Source organism: Pseudonocardia halophobica, from assembly GCF_027922425.1.
GTDB lineage: Bacteria > Actinomycetota > Actinomycetes > Mycobacteriales > Pseudonocardiaceae > Pseudonocardia > Pseudonocardia halophobica.
Genome location: NZ_BSFQ01000297.1, coordinates 1 through 521, shown reverse-complemented (window position 1 = coordinate 521; position 521 = coordinate 1). Strand labels below are relative to the sequence as shown.

The window sequence follows — 521 nt, the reverse complement described above, 5'->3', positions numbered from 1 at the left end:
CCGCGTCTGGCGACGCGGCCGAGTCGTGGCCTCCTCGACGGCACTCACTGACGGCTCTGTCATGGGTGTCCCAACTCTCTGGGTCAGGGGGTGGTGGTGACGGGACGCGGGACGTGGAGCAGCGCGGCGTCGTGGGCGGCGACGACGGCATCTCGGGTCTTGCCGGCGCGGGCGGCGTCACCGAGGACGACGACGCGGGTATCGGAGCCTGCCGCCAGGCGGGGCACGAGCGCCTGGCCCCGGCCGACGCGCAGCCGGTAGTAGAGCAGATCGCGCAGCCGCGGCGAGGCGAACAGCCGGGCGGCGGGCCGCGAGCGGCCCAGCCGGTAGTGGAGTAGCCGCGGTACGAGACGGCCGAGTCCGAACCGGTAGTGGGCCCCCGTGGCGACGACGACGACGTCGGCGTCGCGGACGTCCGCGGGTTCCACCGCGCGCCCGAACCGGAACGAGACCCCGCGCTCGCGGCAGTCCCGCACCAGCTCCTCGATGTAGGCCTCGAAGGTGCGCTCGACGGCGTCGAC

1 protein-coding gene is annotated in these 521 nt (G+C 74.5%); it reads right to left on the bottom strand.

Annotated features, from left to right (window positions below; translation table 11 throughout):
• Positions 1–83: 83 nt before the first annotated feature.
• Positions 84–521, bottom strand: a 438-nt coding sequence (locus tag PKE99_RS38700) for a hypothetical protein (RefSeq protein WP_271215192.1), incomplete at its 5' end; no start/stop codon positions are given.